The organism is Massilia sp. CT11-108, assembly GCF_047302915.1.
In the GTDB taxonomy this organism is placed as follows: Bacteria; Pseudomonadota; Gammaproteobacteria; order Burkholderiales; family Burkholderiaceae_D; genus Telluria; species Telluria orientalis.
Genome location: NZ_JBKYMO010000028.1, coordinates 1 through 25,088, shown reverse-complemented (window position 1 = coordinate 25,088; position 25,088 = coordinate 1). Strand labels below are relative to the sequence as shown.

General features: G+C 61.2%; 21 protein-coding genes and 1 pseudogene. 11 read left to right on the top strand and 11 right to left on the bottom strand.

Translation table 11 applies throughout. The annotated features are described in order from the left end of the window. The 7 genes and pseudogenes from ACEN88_RS04975 to ACEN88_RS04945 form a co-directional block, all read left to right on the top strand. A partial coding sequence (locus ACEN88_RS04975) for a TonB C-terminal domain-containing protein (protein WP_413337679.1) occupies nucleotides 1–483 on the top strand: 483 nt, incomplete at its 5' end. 304 nt (nucleotides 484–787) lie between these two features. Beyond that, a pseudogene (locus tag ACEN88_RS04970) lies at nucleotides 788–1,030 on the top strand (DUF1565 domain-containing protein); the annotation flags it as partial. Between the two features lie 27 nt (nucleotides 1,031–1,057). After that, a complete protein-coding gene (locus tag ACEN88_RS04965; RefSeq protein ID WP_413337681.1) occupies nucleotides 1,058–1,918 on the top strand; it encodes a choice-of-anchor Q domain-containing protein in 861 nt (286 codons plus the stop codon). Between the two features lie 369 nt (nucleotides 1,919–2,287). After that, the gene (locus ACEN88_RS04960; protein WP_229412349.1) at nucleotides 2,288–3,262 is read left to right on the top strand and encodes a polysaccharide biosynthesis/export family protein; all 975 of its coding nucleotides are present in this window, start codon (nucleotides 2,288–2,290) and stop codon (nucleotides 3,260–3,262) included. A gap of 59 nt (nucleotides 3,263–3,321) precedes the next feature. Then, nucleotides 3,322–5,604, top strand: a complete 2,283-nt coding sequence (locus ACEN88_RS04955) for a polysaccharide biosynthesis tyrosine autokinase (protein ID WP_413337678.1) — start codon at nucleotides 3,322–3,324, stop codon at nucleotides 5,602–5,604. A 2-nt stretch (nucleotides 5,605–5,606) separates the two neighbouring features. Beyond that, nucleotides 5,607–6,950: a lipopolysaccharide biosynthesis protein gene (locus ACEN88_RS04950; RefSeq protein ID WP_413337677.1), complete on the top strand. Its 1,344-nt coding sequence runs from the start codon at nucleotides 5,607–5,609 to the stop codon at nucleotides 6,948–6,950. Then, complete coding sequence (locus ACEN88_RS04945; RefSeq protein ID WP_413337676.1) at nucleotides 6,951–8,213, top strand: glycosyltransferase; 1,263 nt, start codon at nucleotides 6,951–6,953, stop codon at nucleotides 8,211–8,213. Between the two features lie 28 nt (nucleotides 8,214–8,241). Here ACEN88_RS04945 and ACEN88_RS04940 read toward each other — a convergent pair whose 3' ends face one another. Beyond that, nucleotides 8,242–9,441 (bottom strand): acyltransferase family protein, encoded by a 1,200-nt coding sequence (locus ACEN88_RS04940; protein ID WP_413337675.1) that lies wholly within the window; start codon nucleotides 9,439–9,441, stop codon nucleotides 8,242–8,244. A 275-nt stretch (nucleotides 9,442–9,716) separates the two neighbouring features. Here ACEN88_RS04940 and ACEN88_RS04935 point away from each other — a divergent pair, with 275 nt between their 5' ends. The 4 genes from ACEN88_RS04935 to ACEN88_RS04920 are packed head-to-tail and all read left to right on the top strand — an operon-like array spanning nucleotide 9,717 to nucleotide 13,456. After that, nucleotides 9,717–10,949, top strand: a complete 1,233-nt coding sequence (locus ACEN88_RS04935; RefSeq protein ID WP_413337674.1) for a glycosyltransferase family 4 protein — start codon at nucleotides 9,717–9,719, stop codon at nucleotides 10,947–10,949. 41 nt (nucleotides 10,950–10,990) lie between these two features. Then, on the top strand, nucleotides 10,991–11,587 hold the full coding sequence (locus ACEN88_RS04930) for a sugar transferase (protein WP_413337673.1): 597 nt from the start codon (nucleotides 10,991–10,993) through the stop codon (nucleotides 11,585–11,587). Nucleotides 11,588–11,591: 4 nt separating this feature from the next. Beyond that, entirely contained in the window at nucleotides 11,592–12,785 is a 1,194-nt protein-coding gene (locus tag ACEN88_RS04925) for a DegT/DnrJ/EryC1/StrS family aminotransferase (RefSeq protein ID WP_413337672.1), read from the top strand. Continuing rightward, nucleotides 12,782–13,456, top strand: coding sequence for a membrane-associated phospholipid phosphatase (locus ACEN88_RS04920; RefSeq protein WP_413337671.1), 675 nt, complete (start codon nucleotides 12,782–12,784; stop codon nucleotides 13,454–13,456). Before ACEN88_RS04925 ends, ACEN88_RS04920 begins: the two co-directional genes overlap by 4 nt. Here ACEN88_RS04920 and ACEN88_RS04915 read toward each other — a convergent pair. Genes ACEN88_RS04915 through ACEN88_RS04870 form a run of 10 tightly spaced genes read right to left on the bottom strand, consistent with a single transcriptional unit; the run spans nucleotide 13,453 to nucleotide 24,652 of the window. Next, nucleotides 13,453–14,613, bottom strand: coding sequence for a right-handed parallel beta-helix repeat-containing protein (locus ACEN88_RS04915; RefSeq protein WP_413337670.1), 1,161 nt, complete (start codon nucleotides 14,611–14,613; stop codon nucleotides 13,453–13,455). The two genes, ACEN88_RS04920 and ACEN88_RS04915, sit on opposite strands and share 4 nt — an antisense overlap. A gap of 50 nt (nucleotides 14,614–14,663) precedes the next feature. After that, a complete protein-coding gene (gene wecB / locus ACEN88_RS04910; protein ID WP_413337669.1) occupies nucleotides 14,664–15,773 on the bottom strand; it encodes a non-hydrolyzing UDP-N-acetylglucosamine 2-epimerase in 1,110 nt (369 codons plus the stop codon). 38 nt (nucleotides 15,774–15,811) lie between these two features. Further along, nucleotides 15,812–16,552 (bottom strand): hypothetical protein, encoded by a 741-nt coding sequence (locus ACEN88_RS04905; protein WP_413337668.1) that lies wholly within the window; start codon nucleotides 16,550–16,552, stop codon nucleotides 15,812–15,814. Nucleotides 16,553–16,587: 35 nt separating this feature from the next. Further along, nucleotides 16,588–17,283, bottom strand: coding sequence for a hypothetical protein (locus tag ACEN88_RS04900; protein ID WP_413337667.1), 696 nt, complete (start codon nucleotides 17,281–17,283; stop codon nucleotides 16,588–16,590). After that, nucleotides 17,255–18,385, bottom strand: coding sequence for a glycosyltransferase family 4 protein (locus ACEN88_RS04895; protein WP_413337666.1), 1,131 nt, complete (start codon nucleotides 18,383–18,385; stop codon nucleotides 17,255–17,257). The genes ACEN88_RS04900 and ACEN88_RS04895 overlap by 29 nt, the downstream gene beginning before the upstream one ends. A gap of 25 nt (nucleotides 18,386–18,410) precedes the next feature. Beyond that, complete coding sequence (locus ACEN88_RS04890) at nucleotides 18,411–19,550, bottom strand: DegT/DnrJ/EryC1/StrS family aminotransferase (protein WP_413337665.1); 1,140 nt, start codon at nucleotides 19,548–19,550, stop codon at nucleotides 18,411–18,413. A 31-nt stretch (nucleotides 19,551–19,581) separates the two neighbouring features. Continuing rightward, nucleotides 19,582–20,190 carry a DapH/DapD/GlmU-related protein gene (locus ACEN88_RS04885; RefSeq protein WP_413337664.1) on the bottom strand — a complete coding sequence of 203 codons (609 nt, stop codon included), beginning with the start codon at nucleotides 20,188–20,190 and terminating at the stop codon, nucleotides 19,582–19,584. A 2-nt stretch (nucleotides 20,191–20,192) separates the two neighbouring features. Beyond that, entirely contained in the window at nucleotides 20,193–21,254 is a 1,062-nt protein-coding gene (locus ACEN88_RS04880; protein ID WP_413337680.1) for a Gfo/Idh/MocA family protein, read from the bottom strand. An 11-nt stretch (nucleotides 21,255–21,265) separates the two neighbouring features. Then, on the bottom strand, nucleotides 21,266–22,594 hold the full coding sequence (locus ACEN88_RS04875) for a nucleotide sugar dehydrogenase (RefSeq protein WP_371769869.1): 1,329 nt from the start codon (nucleotides 22,592–22,594) through the stop codon (nucleotides 21,266–21,268). Nucleotides 22,595–22,645: 51 nt separating this feature from the next. Further along, a complete protein-coding gene (locus tag ACEN88_RS04870; RefSeq protein ID WP_413337663.1) occupies nucleotides 22,646–24,652 on the bottom strand; it encodes a polysaccharide biosynthesis protein in 2,007 nt (668 codons plus the stop codon). Nucleotides 24,653–25,088 lie beyond the last annotated feature (436 nt).

Sequence of the window (25,088 nt, the reverse complement as noted above, 5' to 3'; positions counted from 1 at the left end):
CCGTTGCCGCGCGGCGCGCTGGGCAGCGACCTGGCCTCGCGTGCGCGCGAGATGATGCGCGGCATCGATATCCTGAAACCCGTGCCGCGGGCCGTGCAGCCCGCCGAGGACGCGGCACGTGCCGTTCGGCGCGCCCTGGCCGAGGCGGCGCGCCACGACATTCCGCTGCGCATGTACATGGACAGCGTGCGCCAGAAAATCGAGCGTAACGCCGTTCTGAGCGACGCCCAACTGTCGGCCGACGTGGTGCGCACGGATCCCGTCGTCAGCGTGGCCATCCGGAGCGACGGCAGTGTCGAGGACGTGACCATCCTGCGCTCCAGCGGCCGAGCCGACATCGACGACTTCGTGCGCCGCATCGTGCGCCTGAACGCGCGTTACTCGGCGTTTCCGCCGAACGTCGCGGCGAACTACGATGTGATCGAACTGCGCCGCGTGTGGCGTTTCGCGGGTGCCCTGCGGCTGATGGAAGAGATGCGCTGACCCCCGTGGTCGGCGCGGCCACAGAGCCGCGATCAATCCTGTTCTCATTCGAACGCTGAAGCATGCGACATGTTTCAGCGTTCATGTCGCTCGTCCAGCATTCCCACCGTCCGGCCCTTCAGCGACCGTCCCACGCCTGCGTCACGGGATAGCAAACAACAAATGAATATCCTCCTAAGAAATTTTTCGCAGGGGAAATTTCTTTGTATTGTTTGTTACTCCTAAAAAATTTTTCTGCAAATTCATTGAACTTAGGAAGTTTCCACGCCTCAAAGCTACTCCTTTCACTTGTTGAGGCAGTTAAATGCAAAACGCAGTCAAGCTTGTTCCGAACGTTCGTATCAACCTGTTGTCGTGCTTTGGCGCTGTCGCGTTGCTGGCAGTCGGCGGGAGCGCTGTTGCAGCCACTAACATCTACGTATCGCCCACGGGCTCCGATTCCAACCCAGGCACGCAGGCAGCGCCAGTGAAGACGATCACGCGTGCGGACGCACTGGCAAGTGCTGGATCGACGGTCCACGTTGCCGCTGGTACATATTATGTGTCGGCACCTTCCCTGAGCAATGCCGGCATCGTGACCCGGAAGAGCGGCACCTCGAGCGCGCGTATCCGCTTCGTGTCGGATGTGAAGTGGGGCGCCAAGATCGTCGTGTCGGGCACCGGCATCACGTGGGACTCGCGCGGCAGCTATGTCGATATCGACGGCTTCCAGATCACCGGCTCGGGCCGTCACGGTCTCCTGGCTTCGGGGGCGTACCTGACGTTCAAGAACAACTACATCCACGATCTGACGGTCAGCGGCGGCTGCAACGGCAGCGGCGGCGCGGCGATCGACACGTATGGTCCGGTCGGTAACGTCCTCATCGACCGCAACGTGGTTCGTAACATCGGTTATCGCTATATCGGTGCATGCAACACGATCCAGGGCATCTATATCGCCAATGCCAACAACGTCGTCACGAACAATATTGTCTCGGGCGTCGCAATGGCCGGTATCCAGCAATGGCACGGCGCCACCGCGTCGACGATCGTCAACAACACGTCGTTCCACAACAAGATCGGTATCCTGCTGGGCCAGGGCGACGCCGGCACCACGACCGGCTCGGCCAACAACTACGTCGCCAACAATATCGTCTACGACAACCGTGCTTACGGCGTGATCGAAATGGGCAAGATGGGCGGTAACAACCGTTATGCCAACAACCTGGTCGCACGCAGCGGCACCAGCTGGAAAGTGAAGGGGTATGTGACCGGTTCGATTTCGTCGGATCCGCTGTTCAGGAATTACCTGGCGAACGGCACCGGCGACTACCGCGTGTACAGCAGCTCGCCCGCAATCGACCGCGGCACGTCGGCCAAGGCACCGACGATCGATTTCGCAGGCGTGGCCCGTCCGCGTGGCGCGGCAGTCGATGTCGGCGCTTACGAGTACTGATCGCACCGGCTGACGCTGATCTGATCATCTCGCACTAGCGAGAACGATACCCGCATCGAAGTTCGATGCGGGTATTTTTATTTCCGCGCCGCATATACGCACACTCGCGGGCAAACTGTTGCCGCTGGCGTTAATGCTGACCTGAGCCTGCCGTTTGACGTGCGCCAAAGCCATTCCGGGTAGCGGGCTTACCCTGACTCGGATCGCCAGGGGTTGGCAGCACATTCCGACAGGCAAATCATGAGAGCTTCCTCTACGCAATGTATGGCGGCCGCCTTGCTGGCGCTCGCCTTAGGCGGATGCGCCCCCGTTATCCAGTTCCGCTCGCAGGACAAAGCGGGGACCGACGAACCCGCGCCGCCGACAGAAATGATCACGGAACAACTGATCACCGTGGAACGGCAGCAGCATCAGGACGTGGCCAACCAGGGCCTGGACGAGCTGCTCGTGCAGAATCCGGCGCCCTACGCGATCGGCAGCGGCGACGTGCTGTCCATCGTGGTCTGGGACCACCCTGAACTGGCCGGGACTGCCGTAAACGCGTCCCCTGGCGCACCCGATCCCAGCGGAGCGAACGCGGCGCCGCCGGGTTTCGTGGTCGACCATCTCGGGCGCATCCAGTTTCCGCTCATCGGCCTCGTGCCCGTCGAGGGCCTGACCGAGGAGGAGGCCCGCGCGGTCCTGACGAAGAAACTTTCCAGGTATCTTGCGGGCCCGAACGTCACGTTGCGGGTCCAGTCCTACCGCAGCAAGCGCGTGTACATCGACGGCGAGGTCAAGGCCCCCGGCCTGCAAGCCATCAACGACATCCCGATGACCCTCGTCGAGGCGCTCAACCGTGCCGGCGGCCTGCTGCCCACCGCCGACCAGAGCAGGATCGTCCTCGAGCGCAGCCAGCAGCGCTACCGCGTCAACCTGCGCGACCTCGTGCAGAAGGGCATCAATCCCGGACTGGTCATGCTCAAGCCGGGCGACGTGGTCCGCGTGCAATCGCGAGACGAAAGCAAGGTCTTCGTTTCCGGCGAGGTCATCACGCCCAAGGCGCTGACGATGCACGATGGGCGCCTCACCCTGAACGAGGCGCTCGGCGAGAGCGGCGGCATCAGTCCGCTGAGCGGCGACGCGCGGCAGGTCTACGTGGTGCGCAAGACGTCCGGCCGGACCCGCGTGTTCCGGCTCGACGCCCGCGAGGCCAGTTCGCTGGCGCTGGCCGAAGGCTTCGAATTGCAGCCCAAGGACATCGTCTACGTGGCAGCGACGCCCCTGGCTAACTGGAACCGGAACCTGAGCCTCCTGTTTCCGGGCGCACTGACGTCGGCCGTCAGCGCCACCACGCGGCCCTGAAACCCGCGCACACGAACGCACGCTTGATCACGCACACGGAACCCTGCAGGAGCATGACCATGAGCACCCTCGGCGAGTCGCATTCCCTGACACCTGTGGTCCATACGCCGCCTATCGTCAGCGTCCCTTTCGATCCGCGCGCGACAGCGGGTGGGGCAGACGACCCGCCTTTCGACCTCAAGAGCCACCTGCACACACTCTATGACAGCCGCTGGCTGATCGGCGGAATCACGGCCCTCATCACGCTGGCAGCCGTACTGTACGCGCTGCTTGCGATGCCGGTGTTCGAAGCGGACCTGCTGATCCACGTCGAGGAGGAAAGCCCGAACGCCACGAAGAACATCCTCAGCGAAGCGTCGTCTCTGTTCGAGACCAAGAAGGCAGCCATCGCCGAGATGGAGTTGCTGCGCTCGCGGATGGTCGTATCGCGCGCGATCGACAACCTGCAGCTGTACATCGACACGCAGCCGAAGTATTTCCCTGTCGCCGGATTCTGGTTCGCCAACCAGAACAGCGGCGCGCTGTCCGAACCGGGACTGTTCGGCTACGGTGGCTATGTCTGGGGTGGGGAAAGGGCCGAAGTTTCGCTTTTCGAGGTACCCGAGACCTGGCTGGGCCGCGAGTTCGCACTGACGTCACTGGGGAGCGGGCGCTTTCGTTTTTCCGGCGGCGGGCAGCGCACCGTTTTCGACGGCATCGTCGGTCAGCGCTACCGCGTGCCGACGCCAGAGGGGACGATCGAGCTGAAGGTCGATCGGATCCAGGCGAAGGCCGGCGCGCGTTTCCGCCTGCGCCGCATCTCGAGGGTGGCCATGATCCAGGCGATCCAGAGCGCCCTCGTGATCTCGGAACAGGGCAAGCAGTCCGGCGTGATCGAGGTCAAGCTGCAGGGCGAGAATGCCCAGCGCACCTACGCGGTCCTGCGCGAGATCGGGCGCGAGTACATGCGCCAGAATCTGGCGCGCAAGACCGAGGAAGCGGAAAAGTCGCTGGCCTTCCTGAACCAGCAACTGCCGATCCTCAAGCGCCAGCTCGAGCAGGCCGAAGACCGCTACAACCAATTCCGCAACACCCACGGCACCGTGGACCTGCAGGAAGAGGCCAAGGAAATGCTCGCGCAGGCGGCAGCGACGCGCACCCGCAGCCTCGACCTGATCCAGAAAAAAACCGAATTGCTGGGACGCTTCACGGAAGACCATCCGATCATCGCGACCATCAATCGCCAGCGCAAGGAAGCCCAGACGGAAATCGATGACGTCAACGCGCGCATCAAGGCCTTGCCGGCACTGGAGCAGGAAGAAGCGCGACTGACCCGGGACATCAAGGTCAGCACGGACCTGTACACGGCACTGTCGAACACGGCCCAGCAGTTGCGACTGATTTCGGTGGGCCGGGTGAGCAACGTGCGCATGGTCGATGAGCCGGTGCCGCCCGAAAAGCCGCTCAAGCCGAACCGTCCCTTGATCGTCGCGCTCGCGGTGGTCACGGGGCTCTTACTCGGCACCATGATCGCGTTTGCACGCAATGCGATGAAGGGCGGCATCGACGATCCGCAGAAGATCGAGCGCTTGCTGCATGCCCGTGTGGTCTATGCCACGATCCCGCACAGCAGCAACCAGGACAAGCTGATGCACAAGGCGCGGGGCGGCATGGAGCCCTTGCCTCTGCTGGCCCGTGTCATTCCCGGGGACGCCGCCGTGGAAAGCCTGCGCAGCTTCCGGGCTGCCCTGCAGTTCGCGATGCCCCACTTCAGGAACAACATCGTCATGTTCGCCGGGCCGACCCACGGCCTCGGCAGGTCCTTCGTGCTGACGAACTTCGCAGCCGTGATGGCGGCCAGCGGCAAGCGGGTGTTGCTGATCGATGCGGACTTCCGCAGCGGCCACCTGCACCGCTACTTCGGCGTCAGTCGCGACCAGGGATTGTCCAAGGCCATCAATGGATCGATGCGGATCGAAGACGTCGTGCACCACGAGGTCTTCGAGAATCTCGACTTCATCCCGACGGGCCCGTTGCCGCCGAACCGCTCGGACTTTTTGCTGCACGTGAATTTCAGCACGTTACTCGAAGCCGCCGGCGCCAACTACGACCTGGTGCTGATCGACACGCCGCCGGTCCTGCTGGCCTCCGACGCCCTCATCATCGGCAATCACGCCGGTGCCATATTCCTCCTCACGCGCGCGCGCGTCACGACCGACGCCGAGATCACGGAATCGATCAAGCGTCTGAACCATGCAGGCCTTTCGCCGCGCGGGGTGCTGTTCAACGACATGGCCTTGCGAATTGGCGCCGGTCGTACGCAGTACATCGACGATGCGGCGCAGCTGGGCTACTCGGCCTAGCGATGAAGACCATGATGCGAAGCCTGTTTGCAGCGTTCTCATTGGGGCGATCCCCGGATTCGCACTTGAACCTGTCTGCCACCATAGGCGCGACCGTCGCCCGCCAGATCCTGTCAGGTTCCTTGTACTTTGCCGGGATGTGCATCACCGCGCGGCTGCTCGGGCCGGCGGGTAACGGGGTGCTGGCCACGGCGATGCTGCTGCCCCAGGCGCTGTACGCATTTCTCAACCTCGGCATGGGCGCGAGCCACGTGTACCACCTGAGCTCCGGTTCCGGCAATCCGCGGCAGATGCGCGCCGCGAACTGGCTTCTTGCAGCCCTGCTATGGGTAGTCGTCGCGCTGGTACTGGCGGCCGGCAGCGAGCAACGAATCGCCCGTTACCTTCCCGGCATACACAAAGGCCTGGCCTTGTATGCCAGTCTCCTGTTCCCGCTGCTGCTGCTGGCAGGATGGTCATCGTCGATGATCCGCGGCCAGCGCGACTATCGCACCTACAACAGAACGCTGTTGATCCACCCGTTCATTTTTTTCGCCGCGGTTGCCTTATTGGGTCTGACCGGCAGCGTCAGCGTGGCGGCCGTCGTGACGTGCCACATCATCGGCCAACTGTCGCTCTGGCTGATGAGCGAAGCGCGGCTCGGGAAAATCGCGCCTGGCGCCACCGGCCAGTACCGGTTGCGCGCTGCGGTTGCGTTCGGGCTGCGCGCTCACGTCAGCAATGTCATCACCTTTCTTAACTACAGGCTCGCGTTGTATCTCGTCAGCTTCATGTTGGGCGCGACCGCGACTGGATTCTACGCATTGGCGGTACAGCTGGCGGAGATGCTGTGGCTGTTCTCGGGCGCCGCGTCGTCGATCGTGTACCCGGAGTCGGCCGCCAACAGCAGGTCGCCGGAGGCGCTGGAAGCCATGGTGACGAAAGTGGCGAGACTGGTCGTGCAGGTGACGTTGGCCGGCGCGCTGGCCGCTGCCGCCATCTCGTCATTCGCGATCCCGCTCGCATTCGGCAAGGATTTCCGGGGCAGTGTCGCACCGTTCATCATCCTGCTGCCGGGGATCGTCACCTGGAGCTATATGAGCATCATCTCGAATGCCCTTGCCGGGATGGGATTTCAAAGAGTGAATATCCAAGGCGCTATCTTGTGCCTGGTGATCAATGCCATCTGCGGCATCCTCGCCATTCCAGTCATGGGAACGAGCGGTGCGGCACTCGCGTCGACGGTCGCATTTTCGATCACTGCCCTTTATACCGTGGTCATGTACAGGAAGATCATGGCCGCGAAGCGGGCAGAGGCGAGTGGCGCGCGCACCGATGTCGAGACCTTTGTCGATGGAGACGAGTGAATGAAACAGGAACGCATACTGGTGGTGACCACATCTTACCCTTACGGCCGGAATGAAGCCTTCATCAAGGCCGAGCTGGAATATCTTGCCCAGTGTTTCGTGCACGTCGAACTCGTGCCGGGTTTCTACTCGCGGGACGCCGCGCCGCGCCCGACCTCGCTACCGGTCAACCTCGACTACGCGAATGCGCGTTGGGGCATGCAGCGACGCTTCATCGTGGTCAGCTCATTCTTGGGAGGACTGTGGCGCTACGCGTGGCTCGACGATGCGCGGCGTGTCATGCGCGGCGCGCACCGCTGGGAGAACGTAAAGGAATTGGCGCGCGCCCTGTACCGCGCCCGCCTGTTCGAGCGTTTTCTGGTCGAGCAGGTTCAGTACGCGAACAAGAAAATCGACATCGTTTATTTTTACTGGATGTTCCCGGAAATCGCTGGAGCGATCCGTTTCCGGAATGTTTACCAGCCCTCGCTCAAGGTGGTGTCGCGAGCCCATCGCGGCGACCTGTACGAGGACAAGCGCAGCGGTGGGTATGCAGGCTTGCGGCAGGGGGTGCTGGCCGGGATCGACGCTGTCTTCAGCATCTCCGACCATGGCCGGGCCTACGTGGCGCGCGAGCATCCTGCGGCGGCACGCAAGTGCTTCACCGCGCGCCTCGGCGTGGATGACCCCGGGTTCAAGAATGCGCAGCCGCACGAGGAAGCGCTCTCCGTCGTCTCGTGTTCCTTCGTCGTGGAGGAGAAGCGCCTGCATCTCATCGTCGATGCGATTGCGCACCTGCTGGAGGCAGCCCCATCGCTGAGTGTCCGGTGGACCCATATCGGGGACGGCGGGCTGTTCGAGGAGCTCCAGGCATACGCCCAGTCGAAGCTGGGGGGAAGGCGCGCCGAGGTCGTGTTCACGGGCTATCTTGCGCAGGAAGACGTGATGAAGCTGTACCGGGAGCAAACCTTTGATGTATTCATCAACGTCAGTTCGAGCGAAGGGATCCCTGTCAGTCTCATGGAGGCGAGTTCGGTCGGCATTCCGATGGTGGCAACCGACGTTGGCGGCAACAGCGAAATCGTCAATGAAAGCAATGGCATCCTGATCCCGGCCGATCCGGACGTCGCGACCATCGCCAGTGCGCTGGCGCGCTTCCGGGACAGGGCGTCGGCTGTGGCCTACCGGACGCGTGCGCGCGCCGATTGGCAGGAAAAATATAGCGCCGCCCACAACTACCCGCAGTTTGGCCAATCCCTGGTCGACATCGCGTCCCGTCCCTGAAATGCGCGCGCCGAGCCGTCCGCAGGCTTCAATCGGCGCGAAAGGTCGGTGCGACGGGCGTGCGGGCAGGGCGCTGCAGCAGCATGCGCTTGAGCAGCCGCCGAATCTGGTAAGTGTGCGATTCGAACAGCCGGTATGATAAATAGGCACCCACAAGCAATGTGGCAAGCATGGCCAGATAGATCGCGAAGTGCAGCGGCTCGTGCGGCGACAGCTCGCGCAGCCCCCAGCGCTTCAATGTCCAATGCTGCAGCAGGCCGATCAGCGGCACGTGCACAACATAGAGGCTGAAGGAGAATTCCGCGAAGAAGGTGCCGATCCTGCTCAGGCGCGGCCGCAGCCTGGACGTTGCGGCGGCCTTGAATTGCAGGCTCGACAAAAGCACCAGGAATACCAGGCTGCACCCGAGATCCGGCAGCAGGTTGGCAAGGGTGAACGCGTTCATGTCGCCAGTCAGTCGGTAATACGCCCACAGTGCGGCGACCAGTATCAGCCAGCCCGTGCGCTGCCCGGTGCTGCACTCGATCCTGATCCGCGAAAATGCCACGCCCAGCAACCAAATCCCGAAGTAGCCGACGATCGCGGCGGGCAACAGGGCTGCCAGCACGAGAAGCGTGGCACCGCACGCTACGCGCAGGGCGCGGCCAGGTGCGCGCAACAGCACGACCAGGAGCGGGAACAGGATGTAATACCAGGTCTCGTTGGCGAGGCTCCAGAGCGGGAAGTTGCCGCCGAACGCAGGCACGGCGATGGTTTGCAGGCCGACCAGGTTGGCGCCGAACACCACGGCGGAGTATTCGTTGGCAGGATGAAAATCGATGTCTTGCGCATCCACGATCCCGGTGGCGAAGCCGAACAGCAGTGTCAACACGAAGGTCGGCACCAGCACCGTCCACAGACGTGTTACACGGTCGATCCCATAGCCGGCAATCGCATCGGGCTGCCGGATCTTGTCCAGCAGGCTGCCCCCCACCAGCCAGCCACTGATGACGAAAAACACCAGTACCGCATGGTGCGCAAAGCCGGTAGCGAACGTAAATCCTTTGAACCAGATCGATGGATCCACGACCGTACGCAAGCTCGGGTACACATCCGCGCGCAGGTGCGCGGCGGCAACCTCGATAGCCGCCAGGCCGCGCAACAGCGAAATCACGACCGAATGCCAGCAGTCGTCGCCGGCCTGACTGTGTGCCTGGAATGTGATCCTCGGCATTTTGTTGATTGCCATGATTCATTTCCTTTTGGGAGCTATGCGACCGGTTCTCTATTGGACGATATCGATGCCGGCACCAGCGTTATTGATGCTGCATAAAGCTAAATCACATCAAAACACGAGAAAATACTCCGACGCCGACTTTTTAAGTTCGCTCAATGGAATAGAAGAAAAATTCGGTAAATAGTCGGATTAGTTACGATTGATGTTAATCAGTTTGTGCGGTCTTAAAAATATGATAATCGCACCTGTTGTTCGATCGTCGTGCTGGATTGCCAGGTGTCGAAACGATGCATATTCTCTACGTCAATCATTATGCGGGTTCGCCGTACTATGGCATGGAGTATCGGCCGTATTACCTGGCACGAGAATGGGTGCGCATGGGGCACAATGTGCAGATTGTTGCTGCTTCCCAATCTCACATCCGAAGCCGGCAGCCTCGGCTCGCAGGCCAAAACCGCCTGAACGAAACCATCGACGGTATTCAATACACGTGGCTTGAGACGCCCGCGTATTGCGGTAACGGCATTGGACGGGTGCGCAATATGGCATCCTTCGTCAGCCATTTGTATTTCGAGAGCAAGCGAATTGCCGCATCGTTCAAACCGGATGTGGTCATTGCGTCGAGCACCTATCCAATGGACATTTGGCCCGCGCGCCGGATAGCAAAATTGGCCGGTGCGAAACTCGTCTTCGAAATACATGACTTATGGCCGATGACGCCAATGGAACTGGGGCGGATGTCGAAATGGCATCCCTTCATCATGCTGGTGCAAGCAGCAGAGGATTATGCCTATCGTCATGCGGACACGGTCGTATCAATGCTTCCGAAAGTGCATGACTACGTGGAATCCCGCGGGGTAACGCGTGACAGATTACACATCGTCCCGAATGGCGTCGATCCGCGGGAGTGGACGACAGGTGGCGCCGAACTCCAGGCAAGCGTCGAGGTGGCACTTTCCGCTATCAGGGATGCAGGAAACTTCGTGGTTGGCTACGCAGGCACGCATGGCGTATCGAACTCGCTGCACACCTTGCTTGATGCCGCAGCACTCATGCGCGACGACAAAGTGGTTTTTGTGCTGGTCGGAGGCGGTCCGGAAAAAGCGGGCTTGCAGCGCCGGGCGCAGGCAGAGCAGTTGCAAAACGTTCGTTTCATCGATCCGATTGCCAAGGAGCAGATTCCGGCCCTGCTTCAACGCTTCGACATCGCGTATATCGGCTGGCAACGCCAATCTCTCTACCGCTTCGGTATTGCGCCAAACAAACTGATGGATTACATGATGGCTGCCCGCCCGGTATTGCATGCCGTCGACGCGGGTAACGATCCGGTCGGCGACGCAGGCTGCGGATTGACGGTCGCACCGGAAAATCCGGCAGTCGCGGCGCAAGGCATCCGGAATCTGCTGGCTTTGAGTCCCGGCGAGCGTCAAGCCATGGGGCTGTGCGGCAAGCGTTTTGTCATGGACAACCATGTTTATCCAATCCTGAGCGAACGTTTCCTGGTTGCCTGCAGTGCCTGAAAGACAGGCCATGCGTATTGCCGATCGATGAGGTGAATGAAATGTCAAAAGCCGACATTTTATTTAAAAGAGCATTTGATATCGTTGCATCGCTTGCGGGGTTGCTGTTGCTCGCGCCAGTCATACTCTTATGTTGGTTGGTCGCTGCGATTGAAACCCGAAGCAATGGTTTTTTTATACAAAAGCGCATTGGGCGCCATGGTCGCATCATCCGCGTTTGCAAAATCAAGACCATGTATCCGGGCGACACCCGGCGCAGTCCCATCGCATCAAGAAATCTCGCTTCGATTTCGCAATCCGGTCGCATTCTCAGGAAATATAAACTTGATGAATTGCCTCAGCTGTTTAATGTTCTGGCTGGAAGCATGAGCTTTGTCGGTCCCAGGCCGGATGTGCCTGGGTATGCAGACCGTCTGCAGGGTGAGGACCGCATCATTCTCTCATTGCGGCCAGGAATTACCGGTCCGGCATCCATCAAGTACAAGGATGAGGAGGCCATATTGGCGTCGGTCGATGATCCAGAGACGTATAACGACCGGATCATCTGGCCCGACAAGGTGAAAATAAACCTGGAGTATTTCAATAATTATTCCCTGCTGCGCGATCTGCGCTATATTTTTTACACCATTTTCGGATAAGGTCATGAGTACTTCATGCGCTACCTGGCCAAGCTTCTCACTCGAGGAAGCAACCGCTGTCAAGAATGTCATCCTGTCGAACAAGGTCAATTATTGGACGGGCACGGAATGCCGGGAGTTCGAAAAGGAATTTGCGGCTTGGGTCGGGACCCGGTACGCCGTCGCGCTGTCGAACGGTACGCTCGCGCTGGACGTGGCTCTCAAGGCACTCCGCATATCGCCGGGCGACGAAGTGATCGTGACGCCCAGGACCTTCCTGGCTTCCGCGAGTTGCATCGTCAATGCGGGCGCGGTTCCCGTGTTCGCTGATGTGGACCGGGACAGCCAGAATATTACGGCCGAGACCATCCGGGCCGTGCTGACACCACGTACCAGGGCCATCATCTGCGTACACCTGGCGGGCTGGCCGTGTGACATGGACCCTGTCATGGAGCTTGCCGAGGAACGCGGCATCTTCGTGATCGAGGATTGTGCCCAGGCCCACGGCGCGCGCTACAAGGGCCGGATGGTGGGCGGCATCGGCCACATCGGTGCCTGGTCGTTCTGCCAGGACAAGATCATGACCACGGGCGGGGAGGGCGGCATGGTGACCACCAATTCCCGCCAATGGTGGACCACCATGTGGTCGTACAAGGATCATGGCAAGTCGTGGGAGGCCATGTACGAACGTCAGCACCCCCCTGGCTACCGGTGGGTACACGAGTCCTTTGGTACCAATTGGCGGATGTTGGAAATCCAGGCTGTTATCGGGCGTATCCAGCTCCAGCACATGCCCATGTGGACGACCCGGCGGCAGGCGAATGCATCGAGGATCGCTGCTACATGCCGGGAATTTGCGGCATTGCGGGTACCCGTCGTGCCGGCTGACGTGCAGCACGCTTTCTACAAGTTCTACGTGTTCGTGGAACCCGAGAAACTGGCAGGCGGCTGGACGCGTGACCGGATCATCGAGGAAATCTCTGCAAGAGGTGTCCCGTGCGTTCAAGGCACGTGTTCCGAACTCTATCTGGAGAAGGCCTTCGATAACACAGGCTACCGCCCGACGTACCGGTTGCCGGTCGCGAAGGCGTTGGGCGAGACAAGCCTGATGTTCCTCGTGCACCCGTCGCTGAGCGAGCAGGATATGCAGAAGACCTGCCGGGTCATCCGGGAAGTCATGACCATGGCGGAAGGCGCAGCATTGCCGACGAGTCCATGATGGCGTGGATGCATGTCATCGATATTGGCCATACGGCGGTGATGGTGCCAACGGCGGGTGCGATCGCTGTCTGGCTCATCTGCGGCCGGGCGTGGAAGCTGGCGTCATGCTGGTGCCTGATCTTTGCCGCAGGCCTGGGGTTGGTGGCCCTGTCCAAGATTGCCTTCCTCGGGTGGGGACTGCATGTGCCTTCGCTTGGTTTCAAGGCGCTCAGCGGTCACGCGTGGCGGACCGCGGCGGTACTGCCCGTTCTGTTGTTCGTCCTTCTGCAGGGCGCCCCTGACCGCTGGCGCGAACGCGGATTCGCGGTCGGTGTGGCGCTCAGCATTGGTCTCGGCGTACTGCTCATTCTTTTCAGGTTCCACACGGCTTCGGAGGTTCTTGCGAGCCTGGTGCTCGGCGTCGCTGCCGGCCGTGTGTTTGTACGTCTGTCGGCGACACTGCCGGCACCCGGTGCAAATCGCCAGACCGTGGCGATGAGCTTGCTTGCTTTCTTTTTTATCTGCAGTTTGAAGCCCTCCACGATCAACCACCGGCTGGTCGACGTCGCGCTCTATTTCTCTGGGCGTGACCAGCCTTATCGATGGACCGGCGGTGTGGACGCATGTGCCGCTCGGCAACCGCGAGCTCTGCAAGGTGCGTCGAAAGTGGGCTTGCACAGTCCGGGTTAATGTCCGGCAGCCCCAATGCTGTATGCCCCGAGCTCTGCTCGCGTTTCGTGGGAAGAAGCGGTGGCGTATTTGCGGATGGCTGGCGAGCTTTTCCGCAAACGATAATCGCCAGTGCCGTCAGCCTGATAATTCACGAATTCGGGATCAGCTGAGATGGTGCCGCTGATGTGGCCGGCCGCGCGCACACTGGTTCCGCTCAAATACACCAGGTTATCGACATAGCGGTTGTTCGCGCCGACCTTGCCGGCTTCGATAATGCCGTAGGTGATGTTGTCGTAGACGATATTGTTTGCGACGTAATTGTTTTCTGAACCGTTCGGCAAGGTGCCGGCGTCTCCGCCGCCGATGAGTATGCCGATTTTGCAGCCGAAGACTGTGTTGTGCACAATGGTTGAATCCGTGGCGCCATGCCACTGTTGAATGCCTGCCAGCGCAACACCGGACACGATGTTGTCGACGACCGTATTCTTCGGGTTGGCGATGTAGATCCCCTGCACCGTGTTGCACTTACCAATCATCGATTGGCCAATATTCCTGACCACGTTCCCTTTGATCAATACCTTGCCGTCACCACCGTTGGTATCGATCGCGGCGCCGCCATTACCGGTGCATCCGCCGCTGACCGTCAGCTCGTGAATGAAGTTATTCGCGATCGTGAGATTCGTGCCGTCTGCTAGTATGCCGTGCCGCCCGGTGCCGCTGATGTCGAAACCTTCGATATCGACATGGCTGCCTTTTGAATGCCAGGCGATGCCGGTTCCCACCACAATGATTTTTGCGCCCCATTTGACGTCTGATACGAATTTGAGCCGAGCGGAGGAGGTACCGCTGCGCAGCGTGCTGATGCCTGCGCTGTCCGCGCGTGGCGCGGAGACCCTGTACTCGCCGGGCGCCACATGGATCGTGTAGCCGGGAGCGGCGGCGGCATCTGCTCGTCCGATCGTCAGGAAGGGCGCGTCTTTCGTTCCAGGGTTCGAGTCGGCACCATGGGGGGCCACATACAGCTGTCTGGTGTCGGCACAGGAGGCGAGCAGGGCAGCCAGGCTGATGATTGAAACCACGTGCGCAGCCACTTGAAGCTGCACCTCGCCGCCGGCCCGGGCTTCGTGACGGTTCGGCACATGGCGTGGCTTTTCGTAGGGTGTTGACTCTCTCATGCGTACCTCCGTGGTGTCCGCCGACGGCGCGCTGGTACAGCGTCGGTGGTTCAGGCAAGCTCGTCCGATAGACGTTTCACGATCCGCGCCGCCGCGTCGCCCACGCCATAAGGGGCAATGTCTTGGCCGGTAAGTCCAAGGCTGGCTTGCAGGGAATGCAGCACGGAAGCGACGTCGACTGGTGGCGCCAGCCGGTTCCATCCAGCGTCCACCAACTCCGTCCACTCGGTCTCATCCCGTAAGGTCACGCAGGGAACACCATAGAAGAAGGCTTCCTTCTGGACGCCACCGGAATCGGTAGCGATGATCGCAGCGTATTTCTCCAGTTGCACCATCGGCAGATAGCCCAGTGGATCAAGCACGATCACCGCGTTTTGCAAGGCCTTCAATTTGCCCTGTTTCGCGAGAGTGCTGCGCGTACGGGGGTGCAGGGGCAGTACCACGTTGATATCGCTGGCGAAACGTGAAAGGGCGTCGACTATCGTTGTCAGCCTGACGGGATCGTCGGTGTTCTCTGCCCGGTGTATGGTGGCCAGGCAATACTCGCCTGCCCGGATACCGTGCTCTTCCCGCAGCCGCCCCAGTACACCCCCGTCGGGCGTGACCCGTGCGCCATGCCGAAGCGCGACATCGAGCATGACGTCGCCGACTTGATGAATACGATCGGCACTGGCGCCTTCGTTCAGTAAATGCACGCCCGCCTTATGGTTCGGCGTGAAGAGCCAGCGCGATACCCGGTCCGTAAGGATACGGTTGACCTCTTCCGGCGATCTCATGTTGAATGAACGCAGACCCGCTTCGACATGCGCGACCGGGATATGTAGCTTGACCGCCGCCAATGATGCTGCAAGTGTGGAATTGGTATCGCCATATACCAGGACGGCATCGGGCGTCTCCAGCAGCAATATATTTTCAATGTCGATCAACATGCGTCCAGTCATGTCGCCATGGGTGCCGCCGTGGATCCCGCACTGATAAGCGGGCGGCTTCATGCCCAGCTCGGCAAAAAATACATCCGACATGTTGGCGTCGAAGTGCTGGCCGGTGTGTACGACGGTCTCGCGAAGCTGGCCGGATTCGGCAAGGACGGCCGAGACCGCACTCGCCTTGATGAATTGGGGGCGAGCGCCGATCACTGTGACGATTTTCTTTGTATTCATGGGCTTTCTTTGCTTACCGGTTGAATGCGGGGTGCCGCTTACCACGTCACAGCTTCATAAAAGCGGAAAAGATTGTCCTTGGTGTTTTCCTTCCAGTTCGTTTCGAATTGCCGCGGGTGGGTCACGAGGCACAGGCTGCGGTGTGCGGAGACCACGTTCAGGGGCGAGGTCGGCCAGTAATATTGTGGAGGCGGCCGGTCCACGATATACATGTCGATATGGTCGAGCAGGTTGCGGTCGTAGGCCTCGCACTCGATGCCACAGTCTTCGCGCAACTGCTGGTCCGCGAGGATTTCCGTATTGTTCACCTTCAGGCGGCGGTTCGCGAAGTCCCCATGGCCGGCAACGGTGCGGAGCTTTTTTCCAAGCTGCTGTTCGAGCCACTGGAAGTTCTTGCGGAAGACATGCCTGATTTCCGGGAGTCGGTCGCGCACGAGGGCAGGATCCTTGATCTTGTTCTTCTTGGCGAAAGAGGCCACTTCTTCGTAGTGGTAGCTGGCCTCGCTGCCGTAATCTTCGATTTCACGCATCAGGCCAAAGTCAAGCGTGGACAATCTGAAGTAGTAGCTCGCCTTGACGCCATACTTCTTTTCCATCTCAAATAATTTCCTGGTCGTGCGCAGGTCCGTATCGATGTCGTGCCGATGCACGATGAATGTCGAGGTCGCCGAAACGCCGGCCCGCGTACGGTCGAGGAAATCCCGGATCGAGGTCTGGAGGTAGCCGGCATCCCTGGCGGCACAAATCAGTTTTTCGTGCGTACGCAGGCGCGACGGCATCCCGTAATCGCTATAGATACGCCTTAGTAATGGAGTCATTGGAGTGAATATTTTGCGCGATAGGGTTCGAAACCGAGCATCGTCTTGAAGGTCTTGAGCCCGGGACTGGCACCAAAGAACGTGTCATACATGAGGTAGCCGTAGGCGTGGCTTTCGATCATCCGGCAGATAATTTCCGTTACCATCAGGTGCATGGCGCCGTCATTGTTGCGCAGGCCAAGCAGGCGGTCGAAGGCGACGAAATTGCCGAAAAACCCAATATCACTGTAGGCTGTCAATTTCCCGGCGGAGTTCAACACACCGAAATATTTGTAGTTCTTCTCCGGGCTGAAGTGCGTCTGTTTTTGCCGGTATGCGTCGGCCATCGGTCGGCCCTGGCGCTGATCGAGCGAGGTGTTGATTTCATGGATGTCCTCGACGAACACGTTCCTGTCGATCTCGACGACCGAGTAACCACGCGACCTGGCTTTCCTGGCGTAGTATCCCGCCGAGTTACGCCCTTTCATGTTCGCCATATACTCGTCGGGGTCCGCAAAGCGCTTCAGGTCGACGAGCGCCGCACCTAACGATTTATTCTGGAAGATCCGGTACCTCGGGTGAGGCTTCGTGAAATGGGCGTGCATGCGCCGTACGCTATCCGGGTTCAGGTCCAGGCGGAATTCGAGGCGTGCGACAGGAAGCTTGCTGATGTCGAGGGCCAGGTTAAACAGCTGCGACAGCTTGCTTGTCATGGGATATCGCTCCGTAGAAGTCGGTGAGCCTGTTTGCCTCGACAGTCCAGTTGTACTTTTCCAGCACGGCTCGGCGGCCGTTTTCGCCCATCGCCCTCGCGGCCTGAGGATGGGTCACGATGTAATCTATCGCGGCTGCGATCGCTTCGGGATCGAGCGGGTCGACGCAGATCCCGCATCGATTGCCTTCGATGATGTCGCGCCAGAGCGGGAAATTCGAGGCGATCACGGGAATACCGGACGACATGTACTCGAACATCTTGGTCGGGTGGGAATCCAGGTGGTTCGGCAGCGGATGGAACGTCACGATGCCTGCGATCGAACGTTTCAACACGTCGCGCACGCCCTGGCGGTCGAGGAACCCATGGGCATTCACGCGGCGCCATCCAGGGCTCGCCTTCACTTCCGCCTCGACCGAAGGCTCGGAAAATGTCCCCACCAGGTTCACCCGCGCCGCCGAGGCCAGCAATTCGCCCGCCTGGACCAGCTCGCGGATGCCGCGAATGCTGCCGATACCGCCGACATAGCAGACCTCGGCCTCCTTGTTTTCCCAGGGACCGTCACCGTCGAGTTCCCCCTCCATGGGGAAATTGTTCACATCGACAGTCAGAGGATGAATCTTGAGAAAATTTTCTCTAATAAAAGGAGTTGCCGTGATGATCCCGTCGAAGCGCGAGCAGGCGTGACGCTCCACGGCCAGATAGGCGGAGGACAGCAGCCTGCGCGAGAGCGGTCCCAGGTAGGGCTTGCCCAGCAGTTGGCGCGCAACGTCTTCATGCGAATCGAAGATCACCTTCTTGCCGCGCCGCTTGAGCCGCAATCCCACGGGGAACAGCTCGGGATCGTGCAGTTGATAGATATCGGCATCGAGCGCAATTGCCTTGTCGCCGACGCGGCGCGTGGTCCGCAGGATGCGCTTGACGCGGCCACCCGGGAGGCCGACGTCGGCGATCGCTACCCCGTCCAGCTGGTCGTCGCCCAGACCGTCGGCGACGACCAGCGTCACGTCATACCCGTGCGCGACCAGGGTCCGACACTGCTTGATGAAGATACGCGTGTCGTTGCGAGGATGGGCAGACGTGAGATGAACGACCTTGCACATTGTGGGGCATCCTTTGGTGAACGGCCTACTCCGGCAATGCCACGGGTTCAGCGCTGCTGCGCCGGCTGATGTCGGCCGCGTCCAGCAATACCGTTGCAACGTGTTGCGCACTCGCCGTCGACAGGTACGGGCCCATCGGCAGGCTCATCACTTTTCCGGCCATCTCGACGGCAACGGGGCAAGCGTCCGCCGCGCCCGGCGATGCATAGGCAGGCTGGCGGTGGATGGGGACGGGATAATGGATGGCGGTCGGAATTGCGGCCCGGTGCAGCGCCGCCTGCAGCGCATCGCGCTGTTCCACGACCACCGTGTACTGGGCGTAGACGCTGGTCCGGTCGTCCCGCCGGCCGACCGGACGAACCCCCATGTCCTTGCCGAGCAATAGCGCATCGTAGGCGGAGGCGGCGCGCTGGCGCTGCTGCAGTTCCCAATCGAACAGCTCCAGCTTGGCCAGCACGATCGCGCACTGCAGGGTGTCCATGCGGCCGCCGACGCCGATGCGCGTGTGCACGTAGCGCTTCGACTGGCCGTGCACGCGGATTTCACGCATGGCCTTGGCCAGCTCGTCGTCACTGGTGAACAGGGCGCCCCCGTCACCATAGCAGCCGAGCGGTTTGCTGGGAAAGAAGCTGGTGCAGCCGATGCCGGAAAGGTTGCAGCTCTGCCTGCCGCGGTAGGTGGCGCCGAAGCTCTGGGCGGCATCCTCGATGACGGTAAGGCCGTAGCGCACGGCAATCGCGTTGATCTCGTCCATGTCGGCCGGCTGCCCGTACAGCGACACGGGGATGATCGCCCGGGTGCGCGCCGTGATCTTCTCTTCGATCAGCGCCGGGGCGAGATTGCAGGTGACCGGATCGATATCCACGAACACCGGGATCGCGCCGAGCAGCACGATGGCCTCGGCGGTGGCAATGAACGTGAACGGGGTGGTGATCACTTCGTCGCCGCGGCCCACGCCGAGCGCCATCAACGCAATCAGCAGCGCTTCCGTGCCCGAGGCCACGGTGATGCAGTGGCGGGCGCCCGTAAACTGGGCCAGGCGCGCCTCGAGTTCGGCCACTTCGGGACCCATGATGTACTGGCCATGGTCGAGGACGGCCTGGATGCGGCCGTTGATCAGGTCGCGCGATGCCTGGTATTGGGACTTGAGGTCGATGAATTCCATGGTAGTCGATCCGTTCGCGAGTCGGGGCGGTTCAGAGTCGGGAGGGGGCGGAAACGAGGCTGCAGACGCCGTCGACAAGGGCATACGATTCGCCGGTGTGCGGGCAGACCGCCTCGCCGTTGCCGGCCGTGGGCAGCGGCAGGCGTTCGCCGAAACGGCTGATCCAGCCGACCTGGCGCGCCGGCACGCCGGCCATCAAGGCGAAGTCGGGCACGTCGTGCTTGACCACGGCGCCGGCGCCGATGAATGCGTAGGCGCCGATCGTCACGCCACAGACGATGGTGGCATTGGCGCCGACGCTGGCGCCGCGCCTGACCAGCGTGCGCCGGTATTGATCCTTGCGGACGATGCCGGAACGCGGGTTGTAGACGTTCGTGAACACCATGCTGGGGCCGCAGAACACCTCGGCCTCGAGCGTCACGGCGTCGTAGACGGAGACGTTGTTCTGGATCTTGACGCGGTCGCCGATGACGACGTCATTACCCACGAAGACATTCTGGCCGAGCGAGCAGCCGGCGCCGATGCGGGCGCCGCCGCAGATATGCGCGAAGTGCCAGACCCGGGTGCCGGGCCCGAGCACAGCGCCGTCGTCGACGATCGCGCTCGGGTGGACGTCCCTGCTGTCGATGGGAGCATTCATGATCAGTACTCCAGCGGCAGGGCCACGCGCTTGCCGTCGCGCGCCGATTTATAGGCGGCGATCAGCACTTCGAGCGACTTCAGCCCTTCGCGTCCGTCGGTCTCGGGCTCCGCTTCGCCGCGCAGCACCTTGATCACGTTGTCGTAGTACAGCGGGTGGCCAAATCCGTAGACCGAGGTGGTTTCATAGCTGGCGTCGCGCACCCTGTCGTCGTCGGGATCGGGCGTGGCGAATTCCCATTGCTGAATCTCGTTCACGGCCACCCCGCCGATGCGCACCGTGCCGTGCTCGCCCAGGATAGTGATCGACCCTTCGAGGTTGCGCGGGTAGGTCAGCATGGTGACGTTCATCGAACCCAGGGCGCCGTTGCGCCAGCGCAGGCTGAGCACCCCGGTGTCCTCGACCTCGATGTCGCGCGCCAGGGTGGCGGTATAGGCCTGCAGGCTCTCGACCGGGCCGACGATCCAGTCGATCAGGTCGACATAGTGGCTGGCCTGGTTCATGAAGGCGCCGCCGTCGAATTCCCAGGTGCCGCGCCATTTGGCGCTGTGGTAGTACTCGGGCGGGCGGGTCCAGAACACGTTCAGGTTGACCATGTAGATGCGGCCGAAGCGCTTCTTGTCGACGGCCAGCTTGAGAAGCTGCAGGGTGGCGTTGCGGCGGTTCTGCTTGACCACGAACAGGCGTACGCCGGCGGCGTCGGCCGCGGCCACCATGCGCTTGCCGTCCTCCCAGCGGGTCGCCATCGGCTTTTCCGTCATCACGTGGCGGCCGCTGTTGGCGATCTGGATCGACTGCTCGGGGTGCAGGCCCGAGGGCGTGGTGACGACGACGATGTCGGCGTCGGCGCGGCGCAGCATCTCGTGGAGGCTGGCGTAGCCTTCGGCGCCGGTCAGTCCGACCGCGCGGTCGAGCGCACGCGGGTCGACGTCGCATATGCCGACCAGCTCGGCGCGGTCCTGGTGTTTGCGCAGGGCCTCGAAGTGATTGTTGGCGATGCGGCCGCAGCCGACCAGCGCGAAGCGGATCTTGCGGTCCTGGATGGGAGCAGGATAGTGGCGCATCATGACGGTCCTCAGGCTTTCACGACGTTGGGTAGCGCGGCGAGGTAGACGCCGCGCGTGTCGACGATGAGGCTGGCGTATTGCCGTACGAGGTCATAGTCGAAGGCGGAGTGTGCCGTGGCCAGGAGTACGACGTCATAGGATGCGATGCGCTGCGGGGTGAGTTCGACGCTTTTCAGGTCGAAGTGGTGTTCGCGCATGCGTGGAAAGACGGGCACGTGTGGGTCGGCATAGTCGACGACGGCGCCTTTGTCGCGCAGGATTTCCATCAGTTCGACCGAAGGCGATTCACGCATGTCCTCGACGTCTTTTTTGTAGGCGATGCCCAGCACCAGCACGCGGCTTCCCATCACGGCTTTTCCGCGCTGGTTGAGCGCATCCGTGAGCTTGCTGACGACCCAGTGGGGCATGTCGCTGTTGATTTCGCCGGCGAGCTCGATGAAACGCGTGTGCAGCCCGTATTCGCGCGCTTTCCACGTCAGGTAGAACGGGTCGATCGGGATACAGTGCCCACCGAGGCCGGGGCCGGGGTAATAGGGAGTGAAGCCGAACGGTTTCGTTGCGGCTGCGCGGATGACTTCGTGGATGTCGATCTTCATGCGGTCGGCGATGATCTTCATCTCGTTGACGAGACCGATGTTGACGGCACGGTGGATGTTCTCGAGCAGCTTGGTCAGCTCCGCCGCGCGGGTCGAACTGACCGGGACGACACGGTCGATGGCCGCGCTGTACAGGGCGACTCCGGCTTCGAGACAGGCCGGCGTCACGCCGCCGCAGACCTTGGGTATCGTACGGGTGTGAAAGTCGGGATTGCCCGGGTCTTCGCGTTCGGGAGAAAAGACGAGAAAGATGTCGCGTCCGATCACGAAGCTGCGCGATTCGAGGCGCGGCTTGAGTTCCTCTTCAGTCGTGCCCGGGTATGTGGTGCTTTCCAGCGACAGTACCTGGCCTGGCCGCATGAACGGCAGCAGGGCTTCCGTCGTCTCCAGTACGAAAGACAGGTCGGGTTCGCGATACGGGTTGAGCGGCGTCGGCACGCAGATGATCAAGGCATCCGGCTCGCCCGCGCGGGTGAAATCGGTGGTCGCTTCGAAGCCCTGGCTGCGCGCACGCGCGATGTCGGCAGCAGGGACGTGGTTGATGTAGCTTTCACCCCTGTTGAGGCGTTCGACCTTGCTGCCGTCGATGTCGATCCCGAGTACGCGGAAGCCGGCTTCGGCATAGCGTAGCGTCAGTGGCAGGCCCACGTAGCCCAGGCCGATAATGCCAATGAGGGCAGTGCGCTCACTCAGACGGGCGGTGAGCTGTTCGAGATAAGCCGGTTTGCTTTCGTCACGCATGTGGATCCTCGCCGAACTGGTTGGGTAAAAGGGGCGTTCCGGTTGCCGCGCCTAGATCCGGAACGGCACGAATTTCTTGATCAGGGCCAGCCGTTCCTGCGGCGCAGCGATGGGTGCCGCCGCGGCCACGGCCGGTGCCGGGACGGGGACCGGTGCAGCCCCTTCGGCGTGCCGGCCGGGGTTGTACTCGGTCACGATGGCCTTGACCATGCCTTCGATCAGGCCGCGTTCATGCGTGTCGCAGGCCATCATGAGGCAGTTGATGAAGGTGTCCAGCACGCTCGGCCGCAAGGCGTTCTCTTTCATGCGCATGATGCGCGGATGTTCGCTCGGGAATACGACGCCGTCGGTCAGCAATTCCTCGTGCAGCTTCTCGCCGGGGAAGAGGCCGACATAGTTGATCTCGACATCCCCGCCCGGACTCTGCGGCGTCTTCTCGGTCAGGCCGGACAACGCGATCAGCGTCCGTGCGAGGTCCAGGATACGTACTGGCTCGCCCATGTCGAGCACGAACACGTCGCCGCCCTTTGCCATCGCCCCTGCCTGGATCACCAGCTGGGCCGCCTCGGGAATCAGCATGAAGTAGCGCGACACGTCGGGGTGCGTGATGGTGACCGGGCCGCCCCGTGCGATCTGACGCTGGAACAGCGGAATCACCGAACCCGACGACCCCAGCACATTCCCGAAGCGAACCATGCAGAACGTCGTGTCCGCGCCGGGTCGCGCGGCCGCTGCCTGAAAGATGAGTTCTGCGATGCGCTTGCTGGCGCCCATGATGTTGGTCGGACGCACCGCCTTGTCGCTCGAAATCAGCACGCAGGTTTCGACGCCGTGCCTTGCCGCCTGTGTGGCGATCACCTGGGCGCCCATCACGTTGTTGCGCAGGCCTTCGACGATATTCGTTTCCACAAGAGGAACGTGCTTGTACGCGGCGGCGTGGTAGATGGTGTCGACGCGGTTGTCGCGCAGGATGCGTTCGATCAGGTCCGTATTACAGACCGAGCCGAGATGCGCGTCCACGGGGACGTCGGGAAAGCGATTGGCCATCTCCTGGCGGACCGTGTACAAGGCAAATTCGGAGTGGTCGAGCAGATGCAGCCGGCTTGGCCTCAAGGTGGCGATCTGGCGGCAGAGTTCGCTGCCGATGGAGCCGCCTGCGCCCGTGACCATGACGTTTTTTGCGCGTACGCAGAGCGCAAACAGGTCGAGGCGCGGCGGCACGGGCGCGCGGCCGAGAAGGTCTTCGAACTTCAGGTCGCGGATGCTCTCGCGCGGCGTGACCTTGTCGTCGCCAAGGTCGACGAGACGGCTCAGGATCTTGGTCGTGATACCGGCCTGGGCCAGCCGCTGCATGATGTCGCGCAGGCGGCCGGGGGCCACGGCCGGGATGGCGATCACGATCGAGCGGATGCCCATTGCATTGACCGTTTCCACCAGACGATCGGTGTGAAAAACGCGGAGGCCGCCGATCGTGCGTTCACTGAGCGCGCGTTTGTCATCGAAAAAGCAGACAGGGCGATATTCGTCACTGTTGCGCATCGTTTGGGCCAGCTGCGCCCCGGATTCGCCGGCGCCGTAGATTGCCACCACCTCCGACGTGCCGCGCTGGTTCCCGTTCAGGTTGCGCAGCAGATTGCGCACTCCGATGCGCGATGCCACGACATATGAAAAAGCGATAAACCAATAAATGGCCAAAGCACTGCGTGGAAAATTTGCTTCGTTCACCGAAAACGTGATGGTGTATGCGCAAAGAACGGCAATCGCCAATGCCAGGCCTGTCGCGCTCAATAGACGCTGGTCGATGAAACGAATCACTGCGCGATAAAGATCCGAAATGGAAAACGCCGCTATCGTGACGATTGCTACGAGAACATAAGAACCCGGCCCGAAATGGGAGGCGAGTTTCAAATCGCCGCCGCGCAGGAGCATCGCGCCCAGGAAACAAAACGGCAGTGCGATCAGATCGGCCGTGATCATCAGCGCGATTTTCGACGTGCGGTGCATGGACACCATCCGGGAGCAGATTCGGCGAACGAATACTTGGTTGAGCTTGGGCATGATTCTGAAGCGTTGCGTGAGTTGATGAATGCAAACTTCCAAAGTTTGAAACAAGCACTGGCATCCCGGAAAAGCGAATTGAAACTTATATTTATTGGTGGATAAATTGTCGTTTGTTATTCTGATGAGTAGGTCTATTTATTATCTCGATACACATCGATAAAGATTTGACCATGCTCAACCGACAATAGGGAATTCTTATCGGAATCCATAAACGGTTACATTGGGAAATTAATTCAAAGAATATTTCCCTTTATGTTCGAATTGGAATTCGCGACGATTCGAAATGTAATACGGGGCTGGCTGCCAGGCGGAAGGCAGCAAATGAAGAGGGATGAAAGAGGGGCGTGCCAAACCCGGGGTTGGCGCCCCCGGGGCGGGGTTAAGGCGCCCGCCGGGCCGCCCCGGCGCGGCGGCGGGGGCCAAGGCGGCCCCC

Bases quoted from the DNA above. Each gene is read 5' to 3' on its own strand.
- ACEN88_RS04940 (WP_413337675.1), bottom strand. From the start codon at position 9,441: ATGGCAATCAACAAAATGCCGAGGATCACATTCCAGGCACACAGTCAG.
- ACEN88_RS04925 (WP_413337672.1), top strand. From the start codon at position 11,592: ATGAGTACTTCATGCGCTACCTGGCCAAGCTTCTCACTCGAGGAAGCA.
- ACEN88_RS04915 (WP_413337670.1), bottom strand. From the start codon at position 14,613: ATGAGAGAGTCAACACCCTACGAAAAGCCACGCCATGTGCCGAACCGT.
- ACEN88_RS04905 (WP_413337668.1), bottom strand. From the start codon at position 16,552: ATGCCGTCGCGCCTGCGTACGCACGAAAAACTGATTTGTGCCGCCAGG.
- ACEN88_RS04920 (WP_413337671.1), top strand. From the start codon at position 12,782: ATGATGGCGTGGATGCATGTCATCGATATTGGCCATACGGCGGTGATG.
- ACEN88_RS04875 (WP_371769869.1), bottom strand. From the start codon at position 22,594: ATGCGTGACGAAAGCAAACCGGCTTATCTCGAACAGCTCACCGCCCGT.
- ACEN88_RS04890 (WP_413337665.1), bottom strand. From the start codon at position 19,550: ATGGAATTCATCGACCTCAAGTCCCAATACCAGGCATCGCGCGACCTG.
- ACEN88_RS04885 (WP_413337664.1), bottom strand. From the start codon at position 20,190: ATGAATGCTCCCATCGACAGCAGGGACGTCCACCCGAGCGCGATCGTC.
- ACEN88_RS04945 (WP_413337676.1), top strand. From the start codon at position 6,951: ATGAAACAGGAACGCATACTGGTGGTGACCACATCTTACCCTTACGGC.
- ACEN88_RS04955 (WP_413337678.1), top strand. From the start codon at position 3,322: ATGAGCACCCTCGGCGAGTCGCATTCCCTGACACCTGTGGTCCATACG.
- ACEN88_RS04895 (WP_413337666.1), bottom strand. From the start codon at position 18,385: ATGTGCAAGGTCGTTCATCTCACGTCTGCCCATCCTCGCAACGACACG.
- ACEN88_RS04880 (WP_413337680.1), bottom strand. From the start codon at position 21,254: ATGCGCCACTATCCTGCTCCCATCCAGGACCGCAAGATCCGCTTCGCG.
- ACEN88_RS04930 (WP_413337673.1), top strand. From the start codon at position 10,991: ATGTCAAAAGCCGACATTTTATTTAAAAGAGCATTTGATATCGTTGCA.
- ACEN88_RS04900 (WP_413337667.1), bottom strand. From the start codon at position 17,283: ATGACAAGCAAGCTGTCGCAGCTGTTTAACCTGGCCCTCGACATCAGC.
- ACEN88_RS04950 (WP_413337677.1), top strand. From the start codon at position 5,607: ATGAAGACCATGATGCGAAGCCTGTTTGCAGCGTTCTCATTGGGGCGA.
- wecB (WP_413337669.1), bottom strand. From the start codon at position 15,773: ATGAATACAAAGAAAATCGTCACAGTGATCGGCGCTCGCCCCCAATTC.
- ACEN88_RS04935 (WP_413337674.1), top strand. From the start codon at position 9,717: ATGCATATTCTCTACGTCAATCATTATGCGGGTTCGCCGTACTATGGC.
- ACEN88_RS04960 (WP_229412349.1), top strand. From the start codon at position 2,288: ATGATCACGGAACAACTGATCACCGTGGAACGGCAGCAGCATCAGGAC.
- ACEN88_RS04870 (WP_413337663.1), bottom strand. From the start codon at position 24,652: ATGCCCAAGCTCAACCAAGTATTCGTTCGCCGAATCTGCTCCCGGATG.